We start from the raw sequence: 20811 nt of genomic DNA, 5'->3' as shown, positions 1-20811 counted from the left end.
GAAAGCGCGGGAAGGGGCGCCGGTAGCGCGCGTTTGCTGCCGGCGTCCGTATCTCCAGGCGTGCTATCCGCGGGGAACAAACTTCCGCTTTCCTCCCTTTTTCTGTGGCACCAGGCGACCTATTTGCGCATGATGCGGCCAGCAAGCAGGGAGCGGCATGGGAAAAAACCAGTCCAGTCTATCGGCGGGGATCGTCGCTGCGATCCGCAAGAGACGCCCCACCGTCGTTCATCGCGAAGCCGCGGTCAGCCGTGGCGATATCGTCATCGCCTCCTACAACATCCACAAATGCGTCGGCACCGACGGGCGCTTCGACCCCGGTCGTACCGCCAATGTCATCGGTGAGTTGGGCGCAGATATCGTCGCGCTTCAGGAGGCCGACCAGCGGTTCGGTGAGCGTGCCGGTCTGCTCGATCTCGAGCATTTGCGCCGCGAGGCACACCTTGTTTCGGTGCCAATTTCCGGATTTTCGACCAAGGGACATGGCTGGCACGGCAATGTCCTGCTGCTGCGTGAGGGCGCCGTTTCCGACGTGCGGCAGCTCAAGCTGCCCGGCGTGGAACCGCGCGGTGCGCTGGTCGTCGATCTCGATCTGAAAGTGGGGCCGCTGCGCATCATCGCCGCCCATCTCGGACTTCTGCGGCATTCGCGTGCCCAGCAGGCCGAGGCGATCCTCGAGGCAGCGTCCGACGCGAACGGGCGGCCGACGCTGCTCATCGGCGACCTTAATGAATGGCGGATGGGGCGGCGTTCATCGCTGTCCTTCCTCAGCCCGGTATTCGATCCGTCCCACGCGACGGTCGCCAGTTTTCCCTCACGCTTTCCCCTGTTGCCGCTCGACCGTGTGCTCGGAAACCCGCATAGCCTGGTGACGTCGGTCGCCGTGCACGATTCACCGTTGGCGCGGATCGCCTCGGATCATCTGCCGGTAAAGGCCTCGATCGACCTGAAGGCGGCGCAGCCGGAACAAAGAGACGGCCGACGGGTCGAAGCCGGGCGTACGGGGGCGGCCTAAAGGCACGGGCGAGTTTTCGATGGGATCCTCTATCCTGTTCACCGTTGCCGCCATCCTCGGACTGGTTGTGGCGACGGTTCTCTATGTCTACGGCCGGTTCGGCCGCCGCCCGCACGGGCCGCCGTCAAGCGCACTCCCGCTGGCCGATGCCGGCACGGAGCTCGACCGATATGTGGCGCCGCTCGTTGCGGGGCAGGCGGGTGCCAATGGGGTGGCGCTTGTTTCCGATAATATCGAGGCCCTGGTGGTCCGAGCTCACGCAGCACGACGCGCCGGACGCAGCCTCGACCTGCAGTACTACTACTGGAAGGGCGACCTGACCGGTCTTCTTCTCGCCCGCGAGATCCTGGCCGCCGCGGACCGTGGCGTCCGCGTCCGGCTGCTGCTCGACGACATCAATGCGGGCATCCATGACCGAATGTGCATCGCACTCGACGCCCATCCCCATATCGACGTACGGCTCTTCAATCCGAGCCGGGCGCGCACCGACCGCTTTCGCCGCGGCTTCGAAATGGCGATCCGCGCCTTCAGCGCCACGCGCCGCATGCACAACAAGCTCTGGGTAGCCGACGGCCGCGTTGCGATAGCCGGCGGCCGCAACATCGGAGATGCCTATTTCGATGCTGCCGAGCTCTCCAATTTCCGTGACCTCGATGTCTGGATGGTCGGACCCGTGCTGGAGCAGGCGTCTGCCATGTTCGACCGCTACTGGAACAGCACATCCGTGCTCCCGATCGCGGCGCTGCGCACGCCGCGCAAGCAGTATCTGCCGGCACTGCGCGATTCCGTCGAAGGATTGGCGCGCACGCCGGCAGGCCGGTTCTATCTCGAGCGCGTCGACAAGGCGGTTGAAGAGGCGGAGATCTACCAAGGCACACGGCGGCTTCACTGGAGTTCCGAGATCCGTCTGGCATCCGATCCGCCGGAAAAGGCGCTGATGCAGCGGCGCCAGAACTGGCTGTTGCGCGAACTCTTTCCGCTGATCGAGGCAGCCACGCGGGACTTGCGGATAATCTCGCCCTATTTCATTCCCGGCGTTGCCGGCACGCGGGAACTCGCCGCCATTGTTTCGCGCGGCGCTCGCGTGGCGGTCCTGACCAATTCGCTTGCAGCGACCGACGTTGCCGCCGTTCACGGCGGTTATGTCAAATATCGCCGGAAGCTCATCCGGGCCGGCGTCGCGCTCTTCGAGTTGAAGGAGCAGGGCGATGTCGCCGAGGGACACCGCATGACATTGTTCGGACGCCGCAACGCGAGCCTGCACAGCAAGGCGTTCGTGGTCGATGGCCTGAACGGTTTTGTCGGCTCGATGAACTTCGATCCGCGCTCCGCTTCACTCAACACGGAAATGGGCGTCGTCTTTCAGGATGCGGCACTCGCCGGCGAACTGGCTTCCATGTTCGAGGAGGAAACTTCGCCGTCGATCAGCTACCGGGTCGACATCGAAGGATCGCGTCTTGTCTGGCGTGATCGCGCCAATGGCTCCGAGCGGCTGGTGCGCCACGAGCCGGACGCCAGCCTGGCAAGGCGCATGATCGCCGGGGTAATCCGTGTGCTGCCGATCGAGTCGCAGCTGTGAACAGCGCCCAGGTTCGCGGATTTCCCCTTCGTTTACCGATATCACCGAAGCCTGTGTGCAGAGTTTGCGTCCATGGCCTCAACCGAGGATATCGATGGAAAAATGTTCTATCGCCAACCATGTGTGGAGGACGGCCGAACTTCGAAGCAAAGCGGACCTTCGATTAAGCTTATCGAAGCTTCGCGACTTGAAGTGAAGGGTGTTGACACTCTATGTAGGAGCAGAAGGTAAATCCCGTGATTCCCGGTTCGCAAAGGTTTTGCGAACCCGATTGATGAAGGTTCGATATGAGAAATCCCGTTGATACCGCCCTGGCACTGGTGCCGATGGTTGTTGAACAGACCAACCGCGGTGAACGTTCCTACGATATCTTTTCGCGCCTTCTGAAGGAGCGCATCATCTTCGTGACCGGCCCGGTCGAAGACCAGATGGCAACGCTCGTCTGCGCCCAGCTTCTTTTCCTTGAAGCAGAAAACCCGAAGAAGGAAATCGCGCTCTACATCAATTCGCCGGGCGGCGTCGTCACGTCGGGCATGGCGATCTACGACACGATGCAGTTCATCAAGCCGGCCGTTTCGACGCTCTGCGTCGGTCAGGCCGCCTCGATGGGTTCGCTGCTCCTGGCCGCCGGCCACAAGGACATGCGTTTCGCGACGCCGAACGCGCGCATCATGGTTCACCAGCCCTCGGGCGGTTTCCAGGGCCAGGCCTCGGATATCGAGCGCCACGCCAAGGACATCCTGAAGATGAAGCGCCGCCTCAACGAGGTCTACGTCAAGCACTGCGGACGGACCTATGAAGAGGTTGAGCAGACGCTCGATCGCGATCATTTCATGAATGCGGACGAAGCTCTGAGCTGGGGCCTTGTCGACAAGGTTCTGACCTCGCGCGAAGAGATCGAGGGCGGCGAGCAGGCCTGATAACGCGCATTTGTGTCGGGATAGATGTAATTGTGACACAATTGTAATGGCTCAAGGGCTTTATCGACAGGGTAAAGCCGGTAATATGAACCATTAATGCTATGTTGGAATCTGTCAGCGTAGTGTTCGTTCGGAGTTGGGAGAGTCGTTGCGAATGCGTCGGGCGTTTACGCCTGGGGCGGTGAGTACTCCCGGAAGCCCTGTTTGAGGTTGAGGCTCAGGGCAAATTGAGTGGTCCGCGATACTTATCTTGAAAGTGTCCGGCGTGCTGGAAGGAAGTGGAAATGAGCAAGGTCAGCGGAAGCAACGGCGGTGACTCGAAGAATACACTTTATTGTTCGTTCTGCGGCAAGAGCCAGCACGAAGTCCGAAAACTGATTGCCGGACCGACCGTGTTCATCTGCGATGAATGCGTCGAACTGTGCATGGATATCATTCGCGAAGAGAACAAGACCTCGATGGTCAAGTCCCGCGACGGTGTTCCGACCCCTCAGGAAATCATCAAGGTTCTGGACGAATACGTCATCGGCCAGCAGCAGGCGAAGCGCATCCTGTCGGTCGCCGTTCACAACCATTACAAGCGCCTGGCGCACGCCGCCAAGGGAAGCGACGTCGAGCTTGCGAAGTCGAACATCATGCTGGTCGGCCCGACCGGCTGCGGCAAGACCTATCTCGCCCAGACGCTTGCCCGCATCATCGACGTGCCGTTCACCATGGCCGACGCAACGACGCTGACCGAAGCCGGTTATGTCGGTGAAGACGTCGAGAACATTATCCTGAAGCTGCTTCAGGCTGCCGACTACAACGTCGAGCGCGCCCAGCGCGGCATCGTCTACATCGACGAAGTCGACAAGATTTCGCGCAAGTCCGACAACCCGTCGATAACCCGCGACGTATCGGGCGAGGGCGTGCAGCAGGCGCTTCTGAAGATCATGGAAGGCACGGTTGCCTCGGTACCGCCGCAGGGCGGCCGCAAGCATCCGCAGCAGGAATTCCTGCAGGTGGATACGACCAACATCCTGTTCATCTGCGGCGGTGCCTTTGCCGGCCTCGACAAGATCATCTCCGCCCGTGGCGAGAAGACCTCGATCGGTTTCGGCGCAACGGTCCGCTCGCCGGAGGATCGCCGTGTCGGCGAAGTTCTGCGCGAACTGGAGCCGGAAGATCTCGTCAAGTTCGGCCTGATCCCGGAATTCATCGGTCGTCTGCCGGTTCTGGCGACGCTCGAAGATCTCGATGAAGATGCGCTGATCCAGATCCTGTCCGAGCCGAAGAACGCTCTGATCAAGCAGTACCAGCGCCTGTTCGAGATGGAAGACGTCGAACTGACCTTCCACGAGGACGCGCTTCGCGAGATCGCGCGTCGGGCGATCGTGCGCAAGACCGGTGCCCGTGGCCTTCGCTCCATCATGGAGAAGATCCTGCTCGACACCATGTTCGAGCTGCCGACGCTCGAAGGCGTGCGCGAAGTGGTCATCTCGGACGAGGTGGTCAAGGGCGCTGCCCGGCCGCTCTACATCTACTCGGAACGGTCGGACGAAAAGACCAACGTTTCGGCCTGAGCGTCCTGAATTATCCTTTGAGAAGCCCGCCTCGTGCGGGCTTTTTCATGTCTGCTTCATGTGTTCACACTTAGCTGTTGAGACACCCGCGCCGGGGCGCAGATTTCACAATTCGATTGTTGCTAAAGTGCCGCAAACAACGCAATGATGTGACGATTCAATGAAGGACCTTAATGGTTGCGGTCCATGAGCTTGTAGTCCGTCGCAAGGTCCGCAACAGCATTGATGCGTAGTCAGAAGGACCCGGCCACTGTTTGTGGATGTCTGCGTCGAGCCTTGAAATGGACGCGGTCGCACTCCACTTTCATGTGGAAAATATGACAGCCGGGAGTGCCTGTAGGGCTCCCGGATACGGGCCCGAAATCGGGACGGAAAGGAAATGACATGACGAACAAAACGTCACCGGCGACTGAAAGCGCGACCTACCCGGTCCTGCCGCTCCGCGACATCGTAGTCTTCCCGCATATGATCGTGCCGCTTTTCGTCGGCCGCGAAAAATCGATCCGTGCGCTTGAGGAAGTCATGGGCACCGACAAGCAGATCATGCTTGCCACCCAGATCAACGCCACCGACGACGATCCGGAACCGTCCGCGATCTACGAAGTCGGCACCATCGCCAACGTTCTGCAACTGCTGAAGCTGCCCGACGGCACCGTCAAGGTACTGGTCGAGGGCCGCGCGCGCGCCAAAATCGACGGCTACACGCCGCGCGAGGAATTCTATGAGGCTGCGGCGCATAGCCTGAGCGAGCCGGAGGAAGATCCGGTCGAGATCGAGGCGCTCAGCCGCTCGGTCGTCTCCGAATTCGAAAGCTACGTAAAGCTCAACAAGAAGATCTCTCCCGAGGTCGTCGGCGTTGCCAGCCAGATCGAGGACTATTCGAAGCTGGCCGACACGGTCGCTTCGCACCTGTCGATCAAGATCGTCGAAAAGCAGGAAATGCTGGAGACGACCAGCGTGAAGATGCGCCTGGAAAAGGCGCTCGGCTTCATGGAAGGCGAGATCTCCGTCCTGCAGGTGGAAAAGCGCATCCGCTCGCGCGTCAAGCGCCAGATGGAGAAGACCCAGCGCGAGTACTACCTCAACGAACAGATGAAGGCGATCCAGAAGGAACTCGGCGACGGCGAAGACGGCCGCGACGAGATGGCCGAGCTCGAAGAGCGTATCGCCAAGACCAAGCTTTCCAAGGAAGCGCGCGAAAAGGCTGATGCAGAGCTGAAGAAGCTGCGCCAGATGAGCCCGATGTCGGCGGAAGCCACCGTCGTTCGCAACTACCTGGATTGGCTGCTCGGCCTGCCTTGGGGCAAGAAGTCGAAGATCAAGACCGACCTGAACCATGCCGAGGAAGTGCTCAACGTCGATCATTTCGGCCTCGACAAGGTCAAGGAGCGCATCGTCGAGTATCTCGCCGTGCAGGCGCGTTCGACCAAGATCAAGGGCCCCATCCTGTGCCTCGTCGGCCCTCCGGGCGTCGGCAAGACCTCGCTCGCCAAGTCGATCGCCAAGGCGACCGGCCGCGAATATGTGCGCATGGCGCTGGGCGGCGTTCGTGACGAAGCCGAGATCCGTGGCCACCGCCGCACCTATATCGGCTCGATGCCGGGCAAGGTCGTTCAGTCGATGAAGAAGGCGAAGCGGTCCAACCCGCTGTTCCTGCTCGACGAAATCGACAAGATGGGCCAGGACTTCCGCGGCGATCCGTCGTCGGCGCTGCTTGAGGTGCTGGATCCGGAACAGAACTCGACCTTCATGGACCACTACCTGGAGGTCGAATACGACCTGTCCAACGTGATGTTCATCACCACCGCCAACACGCTGAATATCCCGGCGCCGTTGATGGACCGCATGGAAGTGATCCGCATCGCCGGCTACACGGAAGAGGAAAAGTTGGAAATCGCCAAACGGCATCTGCTGCCGAAGGCGATCCGCGACCACGCGCTGCAGCCGAAGGAATTCTCGGTCACAGACGGCGCGCTGATGGCGGTCATCCAGACCTACACCCGCGAAGCCGGTGTGCGTAACTTCGAACGCGAGCTGATGAAGCTCGCCCGCAAGGCCGTGACCGAGATCATCAAGGGCAAGGCCAAGAAGGTCGAAGTGAACGCTGCCAACATCAACGACTATCTGGGCGTTCCGCGCTTCCGCCACGGCGAAGCCGAACGTGACGATCAGATCGGTGTTGTCACCGGTCTCGCATGGACTGAGGTCGGCGGCGAGCTTCTGACGATCGAAGGCGTCATGATGCCCGGCAAGGGCCGCATGACCGTCACCGGCAACCTGCGCGACGTGATGAAGGAATCGATTTCCGCGGCGGCTTCTTATGTCCGCTCGCGCGCAATCGACTTCGGCATCGAACCGCCGCTGTTCGACAAGCGTGACATCCACGTGCACGTACCGGAAGGTGCGACGCCGAAGGATGGCCCGTCGGCCGGCGTCGCCATGGCAACCACGATCGTGTCGATCATGACCGGCATCCCGATCTCCAAGGATGTCGCAATGACCGGCGAGATCACGCTGCGCGGCCGCGTGCTGCCGATCGGCGGTCTGAAGGAGAAGCTCCTGGCAGCGCTGCGGGGCGGCATCAAGAAGGTGCTGATCCCGGAAGAGAACGCCAAGGATCTCGCCGAGATCCCGGACAACGTGAAGAACGCGCTCGAAATCATCCCGGTTTCGCGGGTGGGCGAGGTGCTCGAACACGCTCTGGTGCGCATGCCGGAACCGATCGATTGGGACCCGGCAAACGAGCCGGCAACCGTAGCACCGGTTGATTCGCAGGACGAAGCAGGCTCCTCCGTCGCCCACTGACGGGCGCTTGAAAATGGGTGCCGCCGGCTCGCGCGGCGCTCATTTTGCAGAAAAATTGGGAAGACCGGCCATTGGCCGGTCTTTTTTGTTGTAAAAGCGCCCTGCAAGCCTTGCATTCCAAGGGATTAGGCGCAATTGGGAAAGGCAAGACGCGGGCGAAGCGCAAGCCGCCGCGCCTTAAAACACAGTCGTTTCGAACCAATCTGAAAGGGGTGGAAACATGAACAAAAATGAGCTCGTGTCTGCCGTTGCTGAGAAGGCCGGACTTTCCAAGACCGACGCATCTTCTGCAGTTGATGCAGTTTTCGAGACCATCCAGGCTGAGCTGAAGAACGGCGGCGACATTCGCCTGGTCGGCTTCGGCAACTTCTCGGTTTCGCGCCGCGAAGCCTCGAAGGGCCGTAACCCGTCCACGGGTGCGGAAGTTGACATCCCGGCACGCAACGTGCCGAAGTTCACGGCCGGCAAGGGCCTGAAGGATGCCGTCAACGGCTGATGAGATTTGCTTGGCGGCCGGACACGAGGCCGGCAGTCCAGGTATTCGAGGGTTCGGCGCAAGCCGGACCCTTTCGCATTTTTGGGGCAGCCCTTGCGGGTGTCCGTCATTTGCTCTAGGGCTTGCCCATTCTCAGGGCGGGGTGAAAGTCCCCACCGGCGGTAAGGGCATGACAGCGCGGCGTCTTGGAGACGCGCGAAGGTGGCCCAAGCCCGCGAGCGCCTTTCCTCGATTTTTGGGGAGAGGGTCAGCAGATCCGGTGCAACTCCGGAGCCGACGGTCATAGTCCGGATGAAAGAGAATGGTCGCTGGCACGAAGGGCAGGGATGCCCGGCGTCGTGCCGTGCGCTCATGCGTCCTGATTTGTGTTTGGTCCGCTTTCAGGGTGCATGACATGAATCAGACTTCCCTCGGCTTTTCCTCCTCGCGCGCCATGGCCGGAGCCGGCTTCATGGTGTTGGCCGGGATCGCTTTCGCCGGCCTCAATGTCGTCACCCAATGGCTGACGATGAAGCTCGGTTTTCCAGCCACCGCCATGGCGTTCTGGCAATATGCCTTCGCCTTCCTCTTCTCACTGCCGTTTCTGCGACGCGTCGGGCTGTCGGCCATGCGCACCGACTATCCCTGGCGTCACGTCGCGCGCGTGGTGTTGGCCGCCTTCGGTGTGGGGGCCTGGGTCTCCGGTCTGGCGCACGTGCCGATCTGGCAGGCGATCGCGCTGGTCATGACCTCGCCGTTCTTCATCATCCTCGGCGCCCGCCTGTTTCTCGGCGAACGCGTCGGCGCGGCGCGCTGGGCCGCAACCGCGGTCGGTTTCGCCGGGGCGATGATCATTCTCGAACCGTGGTCGGACAGCTTCAGCTGGGCCGCCCTTTTGCCGATCCTGTCGGCGCTGTTGTGGGGCGCTTCGTCGCTCATCACCAAGAGCCTCACAAGTATCGAGCGCCCCGAAACGATCACCGTATGGCTGCTTGTGCTTCTGACGCCGATCAACGGCGCCATCGCGCTTTCGGCCGGCTTCACCATGCCGGATGGGACAGCACTCGGCTTCCTGCTTCTCGCCGGGATACTGACCGTAGTCGCACAATATCTGCTGACGCTCGCCTATACTGTTGCCGACGCTGCCTACGTGCAGCCCTTCGACGATCTGAAGCTGCCGCTTAACGTCTTTGCGGGCTGGCTGGTCTTCGGTTACGCGCCGACAGGATATCTTTGGGTCGGCGCAGTGCTGATCCTTGGCGCCTCGCTGTTCATCATGCGCAACGAGATGCGGCGCGAGCGCGCCGCGCCTGCAACCGGAACGGTGTAAAACCCAAGCGTTGTCATTCGGCTGTCATCGGCATCGCGCAGAACCCCCATGTTTTCAGTGTTCGCACATGGGGGATTTCATGACCATCACTTCGCGCGTGACCGCGCTTGCGGCCGTTCTTCTTGCATCCGCAGCATTTCCTGCGGCGGCCGAGCCCGTCTTCAACCGCATTGCATCCTTTGCTGTTGCCGATAACCTGCCGGAAGGCGATGCGCGCAAGGCGCCGACATCTGCCGAAATCATCACGGCCAGCGAAGACGGCAACACGCTTGTCTATTCCGACAGCCCCGGCAAGCGCGTCGGCCTGATCGACATCACCGATGCCAAGGCGCCGAAGGCAGCCGGCACGGTCTCTTTTGACGGCGAGCCGACCTCGGTCACCATCGCCGGTGCAAAGGCACTCGTCGCGGTCAACACGCGCGAAAGCTTCGTCAAGCCTTCGGGGCTTCTTGCGGTCGTCGATCTGGCCTCGAAGAAAGTCGATGCCACCTGCGATCTCGGCGGCCAGCCGGATTCGATCGCCGTCAACAAGGACCGCACGCTGGCGGCCATCGCCATCGAGAACGAGCGCGATGAAGAGCTGAACGACGGCAAGATCCCGCAGATGCCGGCCGGCGACCTCGTCATCTTGTCTTTGAAGGATGGTGTTGCCGATTGCGGTTCGCTGAAGCGCGTGACGCTGACCGGTCTTGCCGAAATCGCCGGTGAAGACCCGGAGCCGGAATTCGTTTCCTTCAACGGCAAGGACGAGATCGCGCTGACGCTGCAGGAGAACAACCACATCGTCATCATCGACGGCAAGACGGGAACGGTGAAGACGCATTTCTCTGCCGGCACGGTCGACCTCAAGAACATCGACACCAAGCGCAACGGCGCGATTGCCTTCAAGGACGAGCAGCCGGGCCGCAAGCGCGAGCCCGACGCGGTGAAGTGGCTCGACGACAACCGCATCGTCGTTGCCAACGAAGGCGACTATGAAGGCGGTTCGCGCGGTTTCACGATCTTCGACACCACCGGCAAGGTACTCTTCGAATCGGGCGCGGGCTTCGAGCATGCGATTGCCGCCATCGGCCACTATCCCGAGAAGCGCTCTTCGGCCAAGGGCGTTGAGCCCGAGGGCCTGGAAGCGGCGAAGTTCGGTGACGACAACCTGTTCTTCGTTCTGTCCGAGCGTGCCTCGATCGTCGGCGTCTACAAGGATACGGGCGCCGAGCCTGAGCTGCTGCAGCTCCTGCCGTCGGGCATCTCGCCGGAAGGCGCCGTCGCGATCCCCGCGCGCAATCTCTTTGCGACCGCAAACGAAGTCGATCTCGTCGAGGACGGCGGCGCGCGCTCGCACGTGATGATCTATGAGCGTGCCGAGGGCGAAGCGGTCTATCCGCAGATCCGCTCCGCCGAGAAGGATGGCCTGCCGATCGGCTTCGGCGCACTCTCCGGTCTCGCTGCCGTCGCCGACAAGCCCGGCTTCCTGCGCGCCGTCAACGATTCGGTCTACTCGTCGCAGCCCACGATCTTCACCATCGACGCCACCCAGAAGCCGGCGCTGATCGCCGAAGCGCTCGCCATCACCCGCGATGGCGCACCGGCGCAGAAGCTCGACATCGAAGGCATCGCCAATGACGGGGAAGGGGGCTTCTGGCTCGCGTCGGAAGGCAACTCCGACAAGCTCTACAGCCACGCCATCTTCCACGTGAACAAGAAGGGCGAGATCAAGAAGGAAATCGCCCTGCCGGAAGCGCTGCGTGCCGGCGAAACCCGCTTTGGCTTCGAAGGCATCACCGTTGTCGGCGAAGGCGACGAGCAGACGCTGTGGATGGCGGTTCAGCGCGAATGGAAGGATGACGAGAAGGGCTTCGTCAAGCTCGTCTCCTACAACGTGAAGAGCGAAGAATGGGGCGCCGTGCGCTACCCACTCGAAAAGGCCGGTGACGGCTGGGTTGGTCTGTCGGAAATTTCCGTCCACGGCGACTATGCCTATGTCATCGAGCGCGACAACCTGATCGGTCAGGCTGCCAAGCTGAAGAAGATCTATCGCGTTGCGCTCTCGGAACTGAAGCCAGCTGCCCTTGGCGGTGAACTGCCCGTCGTCAAGAAGGAAGAGGTTCGTGATCTCATTCCGGAACTGAAGGCGCTGAATGGCTACGTCGTCGACAAGGTCGAAGGCTTCACCGTCGATGCCGCCGGCAACGGCTATGTCGTCACCGACAATGACGGCGTCGACGACTCCTCTGGCGAAACCCTGTTCTTCTCCATTGGCGCAATCAACGCGATGTAAGCGTTACCGCCCGGAGAAAACGGGAGAGGCCGGGACATGACGTCCCGGCCTCTTTCTGTTTCGGCACTTGTGATTTGCGACGAGCGAGAACGCTCCTAGCGGGCGATCGCGATCTGCGCTGCCTCTTCGGCCTCATCCTTGCGCTTGCGGATCTCGTCCGTCCGGTCGACCAGCTTGCCGACGATATCAAAGAGCGCGTCGAGTTCTTCGTCGTCGAGGGCCGAGAAGATCTCCTCGAGCAGCTGCTTGCGCGGGTGCTCTGCGGCTTCCAGTACGACGCGGCCCGTTTCGGTGATCGAGACGATCTTGGCGCGCCGGTCTTCAGGATCGGGCTTGCGCATGACCAGGCGGTCACGCTCCAGGCCGTCGATCGCTTCGGTGACGGTGCGCGGCGCGAAGTTCAGCGCGCAGGCGATGTCGGTCGAACGACAGGGGCCGAGCTTGCTGAGGAAGAAGAGGAACTTGCTGCGCGCCAGCGACACGCCTTCCTCGGTCATCGATTCGTTCACCAGCCGGTGAACCCGGTGGTAAAGCTCGAACAGTCTATCGGAAACTTCAAATGTCTTCTTCATGATCGTCGCTGGAATTTCATGAGGTGCCATGTGAAATGGCAGTAACATTAGTGATAGTTATAATTGCCGCATTTGTCGACACAAACCTCCGGCGTTTCACGGTAACTCCATCGCCGACAAAGAAACGGCCGCCATTTCTGGCGGCCGTTTCACTCGATGTGGCAAGAAATTCTCGCGACAGGCGACCGTTTGCGCGTCACACGACTTGCGCGTCGCCTCCGATCGCGATCAGGCGGCCCAGCGCGCGCCGTTGGTCGACTGGGCGTAGCCGTGACCGCCAGCCTCGGCGAGCGTGAAGCGCGCGATCAGTTCGCGCAGACGGCCGGCTTCCTGGGCAAGCGTCGCGCTTGCCGCATTGGCTTCCTCGACCATCGCCGCGTTCTGCTGGGTGACCTGGTCCATCTGGTTGACGGCCGTATTGACCTCGGAGAGCCCGGCGGACTGTTCCTGTGCCGAGACGGCGATCGCGTCCATATGCTGGTTGATCGTGACGATGAAGCCTTCGATCGTGCGCAGAGCCTCGCCGGTTTCGCGCACGAGACGGACGCCGCTTTCGACTTCAACGGCGGAGTTGCGGATCAGATCCTTGATCTCCTTGGCCGCGTTGGCCGAGCGCTGGGCAAGCTCGCGCACTTCCTGGGCGACGACGGCGAAACCCTTACCGGCATCACCGGCACGCGCTGCTTCGACGCCGGCGTTGAGCGCCAGCAGGTTGGTCTGGAAAGCGATCTCGTCGATGACGCCGATGATGTTGGAGATCTGGCTCGACGAATGCTCGATGCGGCCCATGGCGTCGACCGCGCCCGACACGATCGCGCCGGACTTGCGGGCGCTTTCGTTGGCCTGGCCGGCAACGCTGCGGGCCTCGTGGGTACGCTTCGACGAATTGCCGACATTGACCGTGATCTGGTCGAGTGCTGCCGCCGTTTCTTCCAGAGACGCTGCCTGCTGCTCGGTCCGGCGCGACAGGTCGTCGGCGCTCTGGCTGACTTCACGGGCACCGCTGTCGATGCTGCCCGATGCTGACGAGACGGCGGCAAGCGTGTCGGCGAGCTGGGCGACAGCCTGGTTCAGGTCGTGACGCAGCTGCTCGAAATCGGGCGAGAAGGGTTCGTTGAGCTGGAAGGCGAGATCGCCCGAAGCAAGGCGGCGCAGGCCGCTCGCAAGACCGGCGGTGGCTTCCTGAAGGCGGCGCTGGGCGGCTGCTTCCGCTTCTTCCGTCACGCGCAGACGCTCGGCTTCCGCCTTGGCGCGCTGTGTCTGGGCGTCGGCTTCGAGATGCTGATTGGCGATCGCCGCCTGGCGGAAGACCTCGACTGCACGGGCCATCTCGCCGATTTCGTCCTTGCGGGCGCCATAGGGGATGCTGCTGTCGGTGTCACCTTCGGCAAGGCGTGCCATCGAGCGGGTGATGATCTGGATCGGGCGAGCGATGCCGCGCACGGCATAGAGGATGGCGCCGAGCACGATGACGGCGGCAAGGGCGATGACGCCGATCTCGATCATGCGGATCTGGTCATGCGTGGCCGAGCTTGCGGCAACGGCGGCATCCGCGCCGGCGAGGTTCAGCGCCCGCATTTCCTTGATCGCCTCGTCGACCTTGCCTTCGGTCTCGCGCATCTCGACCTTGAAGACGCTCTGCGCCTTCATGTTCTCGAGGTTGTTGGAGAGCTTGACCATGCCTTCGGCGACGGAGAGATAGGCCTGATAGGCAGTCCGGACATTGTCGAGCGCCGCCTCGTCGGCATCGGTGACCATCAGGCTCGAATATTCGTCGGCGAGCTTGTTGAAGCCTGCGACGGTCTCACCGATGACCTTTTCCGCTGCCTTCTTTTCAAACGGCGTCAGGGAAATCAGATGGCGGGCAAACGCCATGCGGGTATCGGAAAGCTGCGTTTCGAGCGCGCGGGAAAGCGAGACGCGCGGTAGCCAGGTGGTGGCGATCTCGTTGTTGCGCTCGTTCATCATCTTGATGCCGCCGAGAGATGAAACGGCAAGCGCCGAAACGATAACGGCGACCACGAGGAAAAGGGCAATAAGCGTGTGGGAAATCTTGAGCCGTGACATGGTACCCCCGGAAGGACGGCCGTCCGTAAAACTGTACTTGAATTAAGTCATTCCGGCTCTTGATCGTCATGACGGAGCGGATAGCCGAAGCAGGAATCATTCCGGTGCCTGGACGCGCTTGAAACGCAGCCGGGGCAAACCTATCGAACAAGATGTTACAAAAGCCCTAATCGATTAAAGTGAGTATAATCTGATATTTGCAGGTAGCGCCGCGATGTCTTGAACAGACGATGTTAACAATCGCCGCCAACCGCATTTGTATTAGCGCCGCCTTTACTTCAGCAGGCTGAAATATGCTTGCCGGGAGCCTGCGCATCTCGCAAGTGGATGACGTGTGACGGCTGATTGACGGGCGGTGGCGGGACGGCCATGGTCGGCCATGCCCTTCCGTTTCGTCCATACCGCAGACCTGCATCTCGATTCGCCTCTCCGCAGCCTCGCCCTTAGAAATGCCGACCTCGCAGAGATCGTGCGCGGGGCGTCGCGGCAGGCTCTGGTCAAGATCGTCGATCTCTGCATCGCCGAAGAGGCCGATGCCCTGCTGATTGCCGGCGATCTCTATGACGGCAGCCAGACGTCGATGAACACGGCCCTGTTTCTCGGACGGGAACTGCGCCGGCTGGATGAACACGGCATCCGCATCTTCATCATCCGCGGCAACCACGACGCCCAGTCGCAGGTCACCAATGAACTGACCCTGCCGCCGTCCGCCCACGTCTTCAAGGGCAGGGCAAAGGCGGTGGTCGCCAAGACGCTGGCAAGCGGTCGCGACGTCTATGTGCACGGTGTAAGCTTCGCCAGCCCGCATGCGCCCGAAAGCCTGCTTCCGGCCTTCCAGCCGCCGGTGCCCGGCGCGGTGAACATCGGCATGCTGCACACGAGCCTCGCAGGTGCCGCGGGTCACGATCTCTATGCCCCCTGCAGCGTCGCCGATCTCGTTGCCCATGGCTTCGATTACTGGGCGCTTGGCCACATCCACCAGCGGCAGGTCCATGCGGCAGACCCCTTCATCGTGATGCCGGGTATGCCGCAGGGTCGCGACATCAATGAAGTCGGCGTGAAGAGCGTGTCGTTCGTCACGGTCGACGACGACGGCCATGTCAATCTTGCCGAGCGGGCGATAGGCATCGCCAGCTTCGAACGCCTTCGTGTCGATCTGACGGGCATCTCGGAATGGCGCGACATGCTCGATGCCGTCAGGCAGGCGCTTTCGCGTACCTGTGGTGAAGCAGCGGCAGAGAACGTCATCCTGCGTCTGACGCTCGCCGGCGCGACGCCCTTGGCCTGGCGCCTTCGCCGTGACGCGGACCTGTTGCGGGCGGAGATCGACAACATCGCCGCCGGCATCGCCGGCTGCTGGATCGAGAAGGTCGAACTCACCTGCGGCAACGCCCGGACCGAAAAACCGGGCGCCATGCTCGATCCCGTCGAAGAGCTGGCGGCGCTCGTCGAAGCGGACGTCTTGCCGGCGCACGGGTTTCGCCAGGACGTGCTGGCGGCCGTGGAAGACGTCCTGCAACAGCTTCCGCCCGAGCTTCGCCAATCGCTGGCACCGGACGAAGAGGCGGTCGCGCGGCTGGCGTTTGAAGCCGGTGTGTCGGGAACCGCCGAGGTGCTCGCCCATCTTCATGGCGGTGGCGCCGGCGAGGGTGGCCACTGATGCGGATCAGCGCGCTCGATCTCGTCCGCTACGGCAAGTTTACCGATCGTCGCCTTGACTTCGGCGATGGCGTGCCCGGCACTCCCGACCTCCACATCGTCTACGGCCCCAACGAGGCTGGAAAGTCGACCCTGTTTTCCGGATTCCTGGATCTGCTCTTCGGCATCGAGCATTCGAGCCCCTACGGCTTCCTGCACCCTTACCAGACGATGCGCGTGGGCGGCACGATCGAAGCGGCTGGCCGCAGCGATCGGGTCTTCCGGATCAAGCGAAAGACGAACTCGCTGGTCGGCCTCGACGACCAGCCCTTGCCCGACAACCTGTTTTCCGGAGCGCTCGGCGCGATCGATCGAGACACCTACCAAATGATGTTCTCGCTGGACGACGAGAGCATCGAGAAGGGCGGCGAGGCGATCCTGAAAAGCGAAGGCGAACTCGGGTCGCTGCTGTTTTCGGCAAGCTCGGGCCTTCCGGACAGCACGGCGATCCTTGCAGCCCTGCGCGGGCAGGCCGACGGCTTCTACCGGCCACAGGCGCGCAAGCATCAGCTTGCGGAACTGAAAGGCGAGCTTGAGGCCCTGAGGGTCGAACGCAATGCGCTCGATATCAATGCACGCGAATATGCGGCGCTGCGCAAAACGCTGACGCTGGCGCGTGAACGCCACGATGAAGAGATCACGCGTCGAGCCGAGTTGCGGCTGGCGCGGGCCCGCCTGAAAGCCGAGGTCGAAGCGTTGCCCCATTTCGGCAGGCTGCGCGCCCTCCGCACGGAACTGGCGGGCGCTCCGCCGCTGCCGGTACCGCCAGCGGAGTGGGCGAGTGAACTGCCGGCGCTTCGGCGCCAGGAGGCGGAGACCGAGATCAGGCTACGACAGATCGACAGCGAGATGCAGCATCGCCGCGATGCGCTCGAGGAAATGCCGCTCGACAGGGAAGGCCTCTGCCTGATCGAGCGCCTGACCGCGCTTCAGGGAACCGCGCTTGATGCGCGTTATGTCACCGCGGCGCGCGACATGCCGTCTCGATTGGAGGATCTGGCGCGGACCGGGGCAGAAATTCTTGGCTGCCTGTTGCGGCTCGGCGAACCGGCCGACCGCGATCCCGCGTCGCTTTTACTTGCGGCCGGGACCGGCGCGCAGCTTCAGGATTTGGCGCGCCGGCACTCGGCCCTCGTCGAGCGTGTCGCTTCGGCTCGCCTGGAGCTGCAGAGCGCCGTCGAATCGGATCGGGACGCTGAAGGCGATATGCTACGGCTCGAAGAGCAGGGGGCAGCGGACGTCTCCGGGCTTGCCGAAAAGCTGTCGCTGCTGCGGCGCAGTGACTGCGTCCTGCGCAAGCAGGCGGCGCAACAGGCCATCGACCGGTTGGATGCGGAACTCGCCGACAAGCTCGTGCTGCTGAGGCCCTTTGCCGGAACGGCCGATGACCTGCTCGCGCTCGACGTCCCGTCGCCGGCAACGCTGGAGACCTGGCGCAGGGCGGCTGCCAGCCAGGAGGAGCGGCATTTGCGAGTCGTCGACCGCATCTCCGCCGAGCAGGAGACGCTGGCAGGGGACGAGGCGCGGCTGGCCGGGCTGTCCGCCGTTGGCGGCACGATGGACGATTTCTCGGCCTCAGCACTGCGTCAGCGCCGCAATGAAGCGTGGCGCCAGCACAAGGCGGAGCTTGCTCTGGAAACGGCCACTGCCTTCGAGCAGGCGATGAGCGAAGACGATGAGGTTTCCGCGCGACGCCTTGCGGACACGGCGCAGCTTGCCGACATGCGCGGCTTGTCGCTGTCGATCGCCGAGCGGCGTGCCCGGATCGAGACGCTGCGTCAGCAGGAGAAGCAATCTCTGGCCGACGCGGCGACGCAAGCGCAGGTTTTGGCAACAGCCGTCTTGGCCTGCGGCTTACCTAGCGTGATGCGTCTGACGCAGCTGGAGGCTTGGCTGACCACACGGCTTGCGGCGCTGGACCTGCGCGCGCATTTGCGCGCGGCGCGCCAGGATTTCGATCGCGCCCATTCCGAGGAGGCCGAAGCGATTGCCGGCTTGCGCGAGGAGCTTGCGGCCATAGATATCGACGGACGCCTGCCGGAGCGGCTCGACAACCTTCTCCTTGCCGCCGAGCAGGCGGTGTCGCAGGCGCGCGCGCTGGACGGCGCCCGCAACGCAGCCCGTGAGGCGGCAAAGCGGGCGCGAACGCTTCTGGAAAGCCGGCAGTCGGCGCTCGATCTGGCTGAAGACGCGATGGACGCGTGGCAAGAACAATGGTCGGAACTTCTTGCCAAAAGCTGGCTGGCCGCGCGGAGCGAACCGCTGACGCCAGAGCAGACCGGTCCGATGCTGACGATCCTGCAGGAGCTCGATAAGCTGACGCAGCGCAAGGCCGACCTCGAATATCGCATCGCCGGCATGCGCAAGGACCAGGTTGAATTCGACCGCGCCATTGCCGAGCTTGCCTGCGGGACGGCCGCTGATGACACACTGACGACCTACATGACGTTGAAGACGCGCGCCGCCGAGGCGCAGCGGCTTTCGGATCGCCGCGCAACCTTCCTCGCCGAAATCGCCCGCCTGGAGGAAGAGCGGCGTGTCGCCTGTGCGGAGCGGGAGCTCCATGTGGCGCGCAGGCGGCAGGTGCTTGAATTCTTCGACTGCGAAACGCTCGATGAGGCCGCGCAGCTATTCGAGGCCGGCCGGGAACAGCAGCGCCTGCGTGAACGCATCGCCGAATCGGAGGCGGATCTTGCCTCCCGCCTTGATGTCGCCGAGAGCACGCAGGCGGAGGCTGTGCTCGCGGAACTCGATGACACGGCGGTGCGGCTGGAGCTGGCACGGCTGGATGCCGCACTCGAACAAAGCGACCGCGACGTCAGTGAACTGCATACGGAGATGCGGGAAAGAGAAAAGGCGCTCGCGGCTGTCGAAGGCGGCGACACGGTAGCAGAACTCGAACAGAAGCGGCGGACGTTGCTGCTCGACATCGAAAACAAGGCGCTTGCCTATCTGCGGCTTCGCGCCGGCGTCATCGCCGCCGAGACCGCGCTCCGGCTTTTCCGCGAGCGGCATCGCAGCGCAATGATGCGGCGCGCGTCGGAGACCTTCAGCCGGATCAGCGGCGGAGAATATTCCGGCCTGTCGGCGCAGTCCGACCGGGGACAGGAGTTCCTGATCGCCAATGCGGCGGCCGGCGGGTCGAAGCTTGCCAAGGATCTCTCCAAGGGCACGCGCTTTCAGCTCTATCTGGCGCTCAGAATCGCCGGCTATCACGAAATCGCAGCCGCGCGCGAATCGCTGCCCTTCATTGCCGACGACATCATGGAGACCTTCGACGACGGACGCGCCGGCCGCGCCTTCGAGCAGATGGCCGAAATGGCCCGCGTCGGCCAGGTGATCTATCTGACGCACCACGAGCATCTTTGCGAGATCGCCCGTGAGGCCTGTCCGACTGTGACAATCCACAGGTTATGATAGGCTCGCGGGCGAGGTTGGGCCTGTCCGCCGTAGCGCACTTTCGCTGACGACGAGCGCCACACACGAAAATCGGAGGAACGAGATATGGACATCATACCCGGTGGATCGAGACCTTCGATGCGCGCCCCGGCGGAATACTTCACTGGCACGGTACGCCAGGACCCGGTGATCGAGGCCGCAGACCCGGCGCGCGTCCGCGCTGTCAGCGTCACCTTCGAACCCGGCGCTCGGACGGCCTGGCATACGCACCCGCTCGGCCAGACCCTGGTTGTCACCGCCGGCCGTGGTCTCGTGCAAAGCTGGCGTGGCCCCGTGCAAGAGATTCGTATGGGCGATGTCGTCTGGTTCCCGCCGGGCGAAAAGCACTGGCACGGTGCAGCACCCGATACGGCCATGGTGCATCTTGCGATTCAGGAAGCGCTCGACGGCAAGGCTGTGGATTGGCTGGAGCATGTCAGCGACGAGCAGTATCGCGGCGGGTAGCGCCGGTGGGCCTATCGATCCGTTGGGATTGGACGGGTTTGCTGCTCCGGCGAGGCTGACGGTGGCGGGTATCGCGATCGAGGCCGTCGAATCCCTGATTCCCGACCGTTGACGGCTGAGCTCTAAAGCCAAAGCAATTCGAAGCAGCAGGCCTATCGCAAACGGCACGCGATAACGCGAACAGCAATTTGAGCAGATTTGGCGATGATTTTCTGTGGGAGAAAATGGTGGGCGATGAGAGACTCGAACTCCCGACATCCTCGGTGTAAACGAGGCGCTCTACCAACTGAGCTAATCGCCCTTCCGCGTTTGGACCGGATCAGTCCGCCGCGTCGGTGGCCGTGATCTAGGCGTAACCGAAAAAAACCGCAAGAGCATTTGTATCGTTTTTTTGATTTTTTTTGTTGGCGGTTGCGCGACACCCTGAAACTGCGGGCTTCGTGCTTGTGGACAAAATGCGCGGACGGCGCCTCGGTAACGGCGAACGGGGAGGGAGGGGAGGCAATCCGGAATCAGCCTTCGTGTACGCGCATCGACGAGTGCGCGTTGGGATAGGTGACGACGGGGCCGGTGGCGGCAGGCGCTATTGGTCCATTCCGATTTCGATCCT

Annotated in this window: 13 protein-coding genes, 1 tRNA gene and 1 riboswitch; of the genes, 11 read left to right on the top strand and 3 right to left on the bottom strand. The window is 62.5% G+C overall.

What is annotated here, in order from left to right:
- The first annotated feature begins 157 nt into the window (after nt 1-157).
- The 8 genes from IB262_RS04940 to IB262_RS04905 all read left to right on the top strand — a co-directional run bounded on the left by IB262_RS04940 (nt 158) and on the right by IB262_RS04905 (nt 11961).
- The gene (locus IB262_RS04940) at nt 158-1015 is read left to right on the top strand and encodes an endonuclease/exonuclease/phosphatase family protein (protein ID WP_034803635.1); all 858 of its coding nucleotides are present in this window, start codon (nt 158-160) and stop codon (nt 1013-1015) included.
- A 19-nt stretch (nt 1016-1034) separates the two neighbouring features.
- Nucleotides 1035-2594, top strand: a complete 1560-nt coding sequence (locus tag IB262_RS04935) for a phospholipase D family protein (RefSeq protein ID WP_110818451.1) — start codon at nt 1035-1037, stop codon at nt 2592-2594.
- A gap of 287 nt (nt 2595-2881) precedes the next feature.
- Entirely contained in the window at nt 2882-3514 is a 633-nt protein-coding gene (locus IB262_RS04930) for an ATP-dependent Clp protease proteolytic subunit (protein ID WP_034803630.1), read from the top strand.
- 284 nt (nt 3515-3798) lie between these two features.
- Nucleotides 3799-5076: an ATP-dependent Clp protease ATP-binding subunit ClpX gene (gene clpX / locus IB262_RS04925; RefSeq protein WP_034803621.1), complete on the top strand. Its 1278-nt coding sequence runs from the start codon at nt 3799-3801 to the stop codon at nt 5074-5076.
- A 384-nt stretch (nt 5077-5460) separates the two neighbouring features.
- Nucleotides 5461-7881 carry an endopeptidase La gene (lon, locus tag IB262_RS04920; RefSeq protein WP_060522188.1) on the top strand — a complete coding sequence of 807 codons (2421 nt, stop codon included), beginning with the start codon at nt 5461-5463 and terminating at the stop codon, nt 7879-7881.
- Between the two features lie 220 nt (nt 7882-8101).
- Nucleotides 8102-8377 carry a DNA-binding protein HupB gene (gene hupB, locus IB262_RS04915; RefSeq protein ID WP_034803616.1) on the top strand — a complete coding sequence of 92 codons (276 nt, stop codon included), beginning with the start codon at nt 8102-8104 and terminating at the stop codon, nt 8375-8377.
- A 124-nt stretch (nt 8378-8501) separates the two neighbouring features.
- A riboswitch (FMN riboswitch) is annotated at nt 8502-8684 on the top strand.
- 87 nt (nt 8685-8771) lie between these two features.
- A complete protein-coding gene (locus IB262_RS04910; RefSeq protein ID WP_060606660.1) occupies nt 8772-9686 on the top strand; it encodes a DMT family transporter in 915 nt (304 codons plus the stop codon).
- Nucleotides 9687-9753: 67 nt separating this feature from the next.
- Nucleotides 9754-11961, top strand: a complete 2208-nt coding sequence (locus IB262_RS04905; RefSeq protein ID WP_162728749.1) for an esterase-like activity of phytase family protein — start codon at nt 9754-9756, stop codon at nt 11959-11961.
- Between the two features lie 95 nt (nt 11962-12056).
- Here the strand turns inward: IB262_RS04905 and IB262_RS04900 are convergent, their stop codons facing one another.
- Nucleotides 12057-12533 (bottom strand): MarR family transcriptional regulator, encoded by a 477-nt coding sequence (locus IB262_RS04900; protein ID WP_034803611.1) that lies wholly within the window; start codon nt 12531-12533, stop codon nt 12057-12059.
- Between the two features lie 228 nt (nt 12534-12761).
- Nucleotides 12762-14600 carry a methyl-accepting chemotaxis protein gene (locus tag IB262_RS04895; RefSeq protein WP_112975688.1) on the bottom strand — a complete coding sequence of 613 codons (1839 nt, stop codon included), beginning with the start codon at nt 14598-14600 and terminating at the stop codon, nt 12762-12764.
- Nucleotides 14601-14979: 379 nt separating this feature from the next.
- Here IB262_RS04895 and IB262_RS04890 point away from each other — a divergent pair, with 379 nt between their 5' ends.
- The 3 genes from IB262_RS04890 (at nt 14980) to IB262_RS04880 (ending at nt 20201) form a co-directional block, all read left to right on the top strand.
- The gene (locus IB262_RS04890) at nt 14980-16260 is read left to right on the top strand and encodes an exonuclease SbcCD subunit D (RefSeq protein ID WP_112975687.1); all 1281 of its coding nucleotides are present in this window, start codon (nt 14980-14982) and stop codon (nt 16258-16260) included.
- On the top strand, nt 16260-19715 hold the full coding sequence (locus IB262_RS04885) for an AAA family ATPase (protein WP_192493407.1): 3456 nt from the start codon (nt 16260-16262) through the stop codon (nt 19713-19715). Before IB262_RS04890 ends, IB262_RS04885 begins: the two co-directional genes overlap by 1 nt.
- 87 nt (nt 19716-19802) lie before the next feature.
- Nucleotides 19803-20201: a cupin domain-containing protein gene (locus tag IB262_RS04880; RefSeq protein WP_112975685.1), complete on the top strand. Its 399-nt coding sequence runs from the start codon at nt 19803-19805 to the stop codon at nt 20199-20201.
- 225 nt (nt 20202-20426) lie between these two features.
- On the opposite strand, the gene IB262_RS04875 is transcribed toward IB262_RS04880, so the two are convergent.
- Nucleotides 20427-20502, bottom strand: a tRNA-Val gene (locus IB262_RS04875).
- Between the last annotated feature and the right edge of the window lie 309 nt (nt 20503-20811).

It is taken from the genome of Ensifer sp. ENS02 (assembly GCF_014851885.1).
In the GTDB taxonomy this organism is placed as follows: Bacteria; Pseudomonadota; Alphaproteobacteria; order Rhizobiales; family Rhizobiaceae; genus Ensifer; species Ensifer adhaerens.
This window is presented reverse-complemented; position numbering and strand designations above follow the sequence as displayed.

Coding starts and splice junctions, on each gene's coding strand:
- IB262_RS04940 (WP_034803635.1), top strand. CDS start 158: ATGGGAAAAAACCAGTCCAGTCTATCGGCGGGGATCGTCGCTGCGATC.
- IB262_RS04935 (WP_110818451.1), top strand. CDS start 1,035: ATGGGATCCTCTATCCTGTTCACCGTTGCCGCCATCCTCGGACTGGTT.
- IB262_RS04930 (WP_034803630.1), top strand. CDS start 2,882: ATGAGAAATCCCGTTGATACCGCCCTGGCACTGGTGCCGATGGTTGTT.
- clpX (WP_034803621.1), top strand. CDS start 3,799: ATGAGCAAGGTCAGCGGAAGCAACGGCGGTGACTCGAAGAATACACTT.
- lon (WP_060522188.1), top strand. CDS start 5,461: ATGACGAACAAAACGTCACCGGCGACTGAAAGCGCGACCTACCCGGTC.
- hupB (WP_034803616.1), top strand. CDS start 8,102: ATGAACAAAAATGAGCTCGTGTCTGCCGTTGCTGAGAAGGCCGGACTT.
- IB262_RS04910 (WP_060606660.1), top strand. CDS start 8,772: ATGAATCAGACTTCCCTCGGCTTTTCCTCCTCGCGCGCCATGGCCGGA.
- IB262_RS04905 (WP_162728749.1), top strand. CDS start 9,754: ATGGGGGATTTCATGACCATCACTTCGCGCGTGACCGCGCTTGCGGCC.
- IB262_RS04900 (WP_034803611.1), bottom strand. CDS start 12,533: ATGAAGAAGACATTTGAAGTTTCCGATAGACTGTTCGAGCTTTACCAC.
- IB262_RS04895 (WP_112975688.1), bottom strand. CDS start 14,600: ATGTCACGGCTCAAGATTTCCCACACGCTTATTGCCCTTTTCCTCGTG.
- IB262_RS04890 (WP_112975687.1), top strand. CDS start 14,980: ATGCCCTTCCGTTTCGTCCATACCGCAGACCTGCATCTCGATTCGCCT.
- IB262_RS04885 (WP_192493407.1), top strand. CDS start 16,260: ATGCGGATCAGCGCGCTCGATCTCGTCCGCTACGGCAAGTTTACCGAT.
- IB262_RS04880 (WP_112975685.1), top strand. CDS start 19,803: ATGGACATCATACCCGGTGGATCGAGACCTTCGATGCGCGCCCCGGCG.